The 6,830-nt window shown below is 58.6% G+C and carries 6 protein-coding genes and 2 riboswitches; all 6 genes read right to left on the bottom strand.

Annotated elements, in window-relative coordinates; translation table 11 throughout:
- Positions 1–1,004: NADH-quinone oxidoreductase subunit C (locus ACP5E6_RS15130; protein ID WP_427955358.1), on the bottom strand; the 1,004-nt coding region annotated here is incomplete at its 3' end.
- Complete coding sequence (locus tag ACP5E6_RS15125) at positions 1,001–2,518, bottom strand: proton-conducting transporter membrane subunit (protein WP_427955355.1); 1,518 nt, start codon at positions 2,516–2,518, stop codon at positions 1,001–1,003. The genes ACP5E6_RS15125 and ACP5E6_RS15130, both read right to left, overlap by 4 nt.
- Positions 2,519–3,199 carry a hydrogenase gene (locus ACP5E6_RS15120; RefSeq protein WP_427955352.1) on the bottom strand — a complete coding sequence of 227 codons (681 nt, stop codon included), beginning with the start codon at positions 3,197–3,199 and terminating at the stop codon, positions 2,519–2,521.
- Between the two features lie 4 nt (positions 3,200–3,203).
- The gene (locus ACP5E6_RS15115; RefSeq protein ID WP_427955350.1) at positions 3,204–4,151 is read right to left on the bottom strand and encodes a respiratory chain complex I subunit 1 family protein; all 948 of its coding nucleotides are present in this window, start codon (positions 4,149–4,151) and stop codon (positions 3,204–3,206) included.
- Between the two features lie 109 nt (positions 4,152–4,260).
- Positions 4,261–4,323, bottom strand: a riboswitch (Fluoride riboswitch).
- A 24-nt stretch (positions 4,324–4,347) separates the two neighbouring features.
- On the bottom strand, positions 4,348–5,601 hold the full coding sequence (locus tag ACP5E6_RS15110) for a class I SAM-dependent methyltransferase (protein WP_427955347.1): 1,254 nt from the start codon (positions 5,599–5,601) through the stop codon (positions 4,348–4,350).
- A gap of 1 nt (position 5,602) precedes the next feature.
- Positions 5,603–6,250, bottom strand: coding sequence for a histidine phosphatase family protein (locus ACP5E6_RS15105; protein ID WP_427955345.1), 648 nt, complete (start codon positions 6,248–6,250; stop codon positions 5,603–5,605).
- Between the two features lie 260 nt (positions 6,251–6,510).
- Positions 6,511–6,573: riboswitch (Fluoride riboswitch) on the bottom strand.
- Positions 6,574–6,830: the final 257 nt, after the last annotated feature.

Genomic DNA, 6,830 nt, shown 5'->3' with positions numbered 1-6,830 from the left:
CGGCCAACCGGCCCGGTAGCGCCCTGATCGAAAGCGACCTCACGTGGCAACAGGCCGGTGGTCGAGAGCCGGTCGAAATAACTCTCCGAGGCATCGAGCCGGGCGATATACCTGCGGATGGGGGCGCGCAGACTATCGAGGGCCTCGGCTAGGCCGTCGGTGCGTAGAATACGCCGCAGCCCGCCCGGCGCGATGACCCCGCGTAGGAACCGACTGCCGGTCACCCGAGCATTGATCTGCTTGACACGTTCGGCGAGCAGCACGCCCTCGGCATGGCCGACTTTCAGCGTCGTGGTATCGGCGAGATGACCGAGGTAATGGAGGTGATTATAAAGGCGCTCCAGTTCGGCCACGATTACGCGCTGATAGCGTGCCCGATCCGATACGCTGATCTGTGCTGCAGCCTCAACCGCCTGGGCGTAGGCCAATGCATGCGACGCACTACCGACGCCGGACACCCGCTCGGCGAGGATCACCCCGGTTTCAGCATCGCAGCCGACGAACCGGTCCTCCATGCCGCGATGCTTGAGAAACAGATGTGGCACATAATGCAGGATTGCCTCGCCGATATAGAAGAACGTGAATTCGGCGGATTCCACCACCCCGGCACGCACCGGGCCGAAGGGGAGGATCTGCACATCCCCTCCGGCGATTTCCGGAATCCGCCCCAGATCATCGGACTCTGCGTCCCGCAAGGGCTGGATGAGCGGCCACGGCTCGGGCTGGTCAGTGAAAGTGACACCGCGATGATCGGTCGACTCACGCTCGTACCAGCTTAGCAACGGCCAGATCGCAGCAAGGCTCGGCACCGGCCGATCCGCTTGCAGCACCCAAGCTTCGAATCCCGCCATGCCTTGACGGCTTGCGACATAGCGCAGCGTGAGACCGCCGTCATCATCGGCCGCGGTATACAACATGATCATCCGCCCACCCTGGTCGCGCAACTCCTGCGCCGCAGCGAGGAGGTGACCGGCATCAAGCCGCCGGTGGACGGTCGCTATCATACTGGCCACCGTAGTGTCCGCAGGCCGATACGGGCCTGAGCCGGCGGTGTGGCGGCAACGACCGCGCCGATATTATGTTCGACCACCTGGAAATCCCGCCACAACGCGTGCGGCCACCACAGGCCGAATACCAGCAGCGGCACCAGCGCCAGCCACATCGGCACGATCGACCACTTACTGGTCGGCTTTGGAGGCGGGGCATCGGGATCGGCCGGTTCGAAATACATCTGGCGGAAATGGTTGAGGAACCCGATGAAGATCACGATCAGCAGCACCGTCATGATGATCGCCGCCCAAAGTCCGATCCCATCGAACCCCGCACGCAGGATCGTAATCTCACTGGCAAACAATCCAAACGGCGGAGCGCCGGTGATCGCGATGGCCCCGGCCAGCCAGAGCGCGCCGCTGACCGGAAACTGTGTTCCGAACGCGCGGATCCGGCTTATCGACTTCGTGCCGTAGCTGCGCATGGCATTGCCTGCGCCGAAGAACATCAGTGACTTGTTCAGCGAGTGGTTCAGCATGTGATACATCGACCCCGCCACACCGAGCGGGCCACCGAAGCCGAAACCGATCGCGATGATGCCCATGTGCTCGACGCTGGAATATGCCATCAGCCGCTTCACCCCGCGCTGGCGGATGATGAATAGCGCCGCGACGACCAGCGATGTGACACCGAACACCACAAGTAACTGATCCGGCAGGGCGAACAGCGCTGCGCGATGCATCACCGCCAGATAGCGCACGATACCCGCCATCGCCGCGTTCAGCAGCGCGCCTGACAGCATGGCGGAAACCGGTGCTGGACCCTCGCTATGGGCATCCGGCAACCAGGTATGCATCGGTGCCAATCCGACTTTGGTGCCGAACCCGACCAGCACAAGCAGAAAGCTCAGGATCAGCAGGGTGTGGTTCATGTGCGGCGCGGCGTGGCGCAGGGTTGCCCAGGTCATCTGGTAGGTTGGTCCGAGCGAGAACGTCCCCGCCCAATAGAACAGCACGGTTCCGAGCAATGCCAGCGTGATGCCGGCCGAGACGATGATGATGTACTTCCATCCGGCTTCGATCGATTCCGGTGCCTGTTCGAACGCGACAAGGAAGGTGCTGACCACCGTCGTCATTTCGATCGCGATCCAGTAGACACCCGGATTGTTCATCAGTGGCGCTGCAAAGATCGTCAAAGCGAACAACGCAAAAAGTTGATAGAATCTGGGAAGCCGTTCATCTTCATCCAGCGTGCGCATGTAGCCGCGCGCATAGATCGAGGCGAGCAGGTAGACGATCGCCGCACAGAGGATGACCCAGGCGCCAAGCGGATCGACGATGATATACCGATCGAGGAACCGGACACCATGCGCTGGAGCCAGCACCACGATCCCAAGAGCGGCACTGAATGCCAAGATACTGGCCAACAGGTTGAGGACTTCAGCCAGGGGCGGTCGCGGCACCACCAGCATGATTAATATCGCCAGGGTCGGCGCTGCGATCAGGACAATTGTGGCAATCCCGATCATTCAGCCCACCAACCGGCGCAGCTTGGTGGAACTCGTGCTGCCGACCTGACCCATCAGGTAGCGCACCAGCACGCCGAAACAGACCACCACGATCAGCAGGTCAAACAGAATGACCAGTTCCAGAAGCATCGGCATACCGGGCACCAGGATCTGGGTACCAAGGAAGATCCCGTTCTCCAGAACCAGCAGGCCGAGCTCTTGGCTGATCGCCTCATGTCGCACGGCAAGCATAAGGTATCCGATCAGCTTCATCGATAGCATCACGGTCAGGGCAAGGATCACCACCTCGGCGGAGAGCCCCAACGCCCGACTGATATGGGCGGAAACAACCAGCGCGAATATGACCGCCGCTGCCCCGAGAACGAGGCTCGAGCTCGGTCGCAGGATCGGGTCGAGTTCGCGTTCGACATTGAGCCGCCGTACGATCCGCAGGAGCAGGTAGGGTAGAAGCGTGCCCCGGAAAAACGCGGTCAGCAGCGCGATCACATACAGTTCCGGATAATGGTCGATATACCCGATCGCGGCGGAGAGCAGTGCGATCAGCCAGGATTCAGCAGCAAAGGCAATGAGATAATGCCGGAGCCAACGCGACCCAAGCATCACGAAAGCCAGAAGCAGGCTCGCGATCGCGATGGCGCCGAACAGCGAGGCTTCGATCGGCGTGGCGTGGAACCCATGCATGGCGCTATCCGATCTGCGAACTGATGATGGCGAGGATCGCGAGCAGGAACGAGAGCGCCAGGGGTTCCTGGTAGCGATAGAAGCGCAAGCGCGACTGAATTGTATCCACGATTACGATGGCGCAGGCGACCAACACGAATTTGACGATCACCGCGACTGCCGTTCCGAACACACCAACCGCCATCCCCGTCGAGGACATGAACCACGGCAGCGTCAGGACGTTGCAGAATATGGTATAGAGGATGAATTGCTTCATCATCGATGCCCATTTCAGCAATCCATAGAGGGGGCCGGAATATTCGAGGATACGACCCTCCTCGATCATATAGACTTCGATATGGGTACTCGAATGGATCGGCAGTTTATCCGTCTCGACCGTGAGCAGAATAAAAAACGCCGCCACAAGGAATAAGTGCGACGGCGCCAGATAGACGGCCGGCTTGGCGACCAGCAGATGATTGACGACGAATGGCAGCATCGAGTTGGCGAACAACGTAATGCCCACGAACACTAAAATGAGAGTCGGTTCAGCCAGAATCCCGATGATCGCCGATCGGCTCGATCCGATTCCACCGTAGGCGCTGCCGGTGTCCAGCCCCGCTAGCGTGATCATGAACGACCCCAGGGTCAGGATCAGTCCGCCCCCCAAAATATCGCCCATATTTGACAGCGGCAGCGGAAAATTTGTCAGCACCGGTATCAGCATCGGCACCGTCATCATGCAGGTAAAAGCGACGATCGGGGCGACCCAGAAGAACCACGAGGCGGTCTCGGGTATGACGATCTGTTTATGAAACAGTTTCCACAGATCTCTATAGGGCTGCAGAATGCCCGGGCCCTGCCCTCTCTGGATACGCTCCTCAAATTGCTGGATGCATCCCTGAATCAGCGGTGCTGCAATAATGGTGAAACCGACCTGAGCTATCTGGAGAGCAACATCGCGCGCAGTCATAACGCGATAAGCCGATCGCGGCAGCGATGGCAGGAATCAGCGCTCAGACGAATACACGTTCGAAAACAACCTTTTCGTTCAGACACCAGACAGCCTCCGTAGGAACGGACGAATATCAGGAGTCATCAGCCCTAAGGGCGGTTTTACGGCGAACCCCATCACCGAAGCCCCTATCTGGCCTGATTAGCTCATCATTTCAATCCCCTTCCTGTGAAGCAAAACCTTCAATGAGCGCGCCGGTTCGTTCACAATCGGTCATGTAATCACGAGTGAGCGGAACAGCATCCTGCCGCCGGGTGATCTGGAGCTGGAAAATCATGTGGTCCTGGACCTCAAAGGCAAGTTGCGAACCCGCGAGGTAGAACTCAAACATTCGGCAGAACCGCTCGTCATAGATCGAGGCAATGGTATCGCGATTGGCGTCGAACCGTCTGCGCCAATGCGCCAGGGTTCGGGCATAATGCAGTCGCAGGATCTCGATGTCGGTGCTCCGCAGTCCCGAACGTTCGAGTGGTCCAAGCACCTCCGAAAGCGCCGGCGAGTAGCCGCCAGGGAATATGTATTTTGCAATCCATGGATTGGTGCCGCACGGCGGCTCGAACCGTCCGATCGCATGCAACAACGCAACTCCATCGTGCCGCAGGCAACGCTTGAGGGTAGAAAAGAATGCCGGATAGTTCGGGACCCCGACATGCTCGAACATCCCGACCGACACGATCCGGTCGAAGCGCTGATCCATCGCGCGGTAGTCCATCAGTTCGAATCGAACCCGATCGGCCAGCCCCTCGGCCGCCGCGCGGTTGCGCGCCTCATCGAGTTGCTCGGATGACAGCGTAATGCCGGTCACCAGCGCGCCGTAGTCACGCGCGAGCGTCAGCGCCATACCCCCCCAGCCGCAGCCGATATCCAGCACCTCAAGTCCCGGGCGGTCGAGCAGTAGTTTTACCGCGATGTGCCGCTTCTTCGCCGCCTGTGCCTCGTCGATCGTCTCGTCCCCGCGCGGGAAATATCCGCATGAGTACTGCCGGTCCCGATCAAGGAACAGCGAATAGAGACGTCCATTCAGATCGTAATGATGTGCCACGTTATTCCGAGCCTTGCGCGCATCATTCGCCTGCGTCATCGGACGCAAGACCCGACGAAATGCTGCACGGCTTCGCATCACGAGGCTCTCTGTCTCGACCGCCCCGATATTCGACATCAGCACCCGCAACACATCGTAAATCGTGCAATCGACCGGCAATAGAGTGCCATCCATATAGGTTTCACCCATAGCCAGTCCCGGGTTGATTGCGATCTGGCGGAGTGCTGCCTGGGTCGTAATATGAATGACAGCATGCATTCTCTCGCCGCGGTTGCCATAAGACGACCGGCGACCGTCGGGCCAGATCACATCGAATTGGCCGGTGTGGATCAACCGACGCAATATCTGATCGACAAATAATTTCATGTCAGGCGATCGCCGCCAATGCCGCCGGCTGCATCGCATCCAGGTGTGCCGTCTCGTTGATCCGTCCGACCGTGCATCGATACCCATCGAATACGATCACGTTGACGCAGCAGGGGTCTTGCCTGAGCGACCAGTAACGCGAGAGCGGCATTTCGAGGGCGGTTAGGAGCATCACCCGATTGGAACTATCATGACCCACTGCAACCACCGTCTTGCCTTCGTGATGTTCACGAAACATCTGAAGGGCTTTTACTAGACTGCTTTGTACCGTCTGAAGGGTGTCCGCCCCCGCAATTGCCGTCAGGTCTGGACGTGTCATCCAGCTCTGGAATCTTACCGGATCCTCCTGCGAAACCGCCTCGCGCGTGCGCCCTTGCCAGACGCCGTAATTGATGTCGATTAATTCTGGCAACGAGATCGGGTCGCTCCCGCACGCTCGGCCTATCGCCGCGGCAGTATCCAGGCAGCGCGCGAGCGGGCTGGAATATATCGCATCGAACGGCCCGAACCGCTCCAGATAATGTGCCGTCATCGCCGCCTGCGAACGGCCCATGTCTGTCAGCGGCAGATCGATCTGACCCCGAAATTTTTCAGGGCTGATGCCTTCGACGTGGCCATGCCTGACCAGAATAAGAGTCATTTTCGACATTTTGAAGAATCTCCGCGGATTTGAGCGCGCACAAAAAGCACGCTGCCGATGAACGTGCACGACAAAGTGGTTGAGCCTGCATCTGATGATTAGCGGCGTTCGTCCGATATGCGGGCAAAACGATTCCGATTCTTCGCACTATCCCTCACAACTACTGGACGGGATCGAGATTCAGGAAATAATTTATCAATGAAGAAAACGATGGCGGCGATGGCCACGGCAGCTACCAATACGGACATAGGAATCCTATATGTTCATGTCGTTTGGTAGGAGTCATCAGCCACAACGGCGGTTATACGGAGGACTCCACCTCCGACAGCAATGCAAGAGCAAAATGTGCCGCATGGGCTGTGGTAATATAATGACGCGTAATCTTATGTCGTCAACCCCCTTTTGGAAAATCCAGTAACTCTATCAATGCCTCAATCTGCTTTCGCATCGCAAGGTTCATGGTGTCTGCGATCAGCTACGATATTAAACATCGTCAGGTAGATGCCTTGGCAGACGAGAAACTCAAACCGTTCGCCGCCGGGATCCCCCCCGGCGGTTCAGATTGAGTGCTTTGCCGGGGCTTGAACGA

This window comes from Acidiphilium sp., assembly GCF_049977125.1.
Classification (GTDB): Bacteria; Pseudomonadota; Alphaproteobacteria; order Acetobacterales; family Acetobacteraceae; genus Acidiphilium.
The sequence above is the reverse complement of the archived record's forward strand: the minus strand, read 5'-3'. Positions and strand labels throughout refer to the sequence as shown.

Excerpts from the sequence above, each read along its gene's own strand:
- ACP5E6_RS15125 (WP_427955355.1), bottom strand. The coding sequence starts at position 2,518 with ATGATCGGGATTGCCACAATTGTCCTGATCGCAGCGCCGACCCTGGCG.
- ACP5E6_RS15120 (WP_427955352.1), bottom strand. The coding sequence starts at position 3,199 with ATGCATGGGTTCCACGCCACGCCGATCGAAGCCTCGCTGTTCGGCGCC.
- ACP5E6_RS15115 (WP_427955350.1), bottom strand. The coding sequence starts at position 4,151 with ATGACTGCGCGCGATGTTGCTCTCCAGATAGCTCAGGTCGGTTTCACC.
- ACP5E6_RS15110 (WP_427955347.1), bottom strand. The coding sequence starts at position 5,601 with ATGAAATTATTTGTCGATCAGATATTGCGTCGGTTGATCCACACCGGC.
- ACP5E6_RS15105 (WP_427955345.1), bottom strand. The coding sequence starts at position 6,250 with ATGTCGAAAATGACTCTTATTCTGGTCAGGCATGGCCACGTCGAAGGC.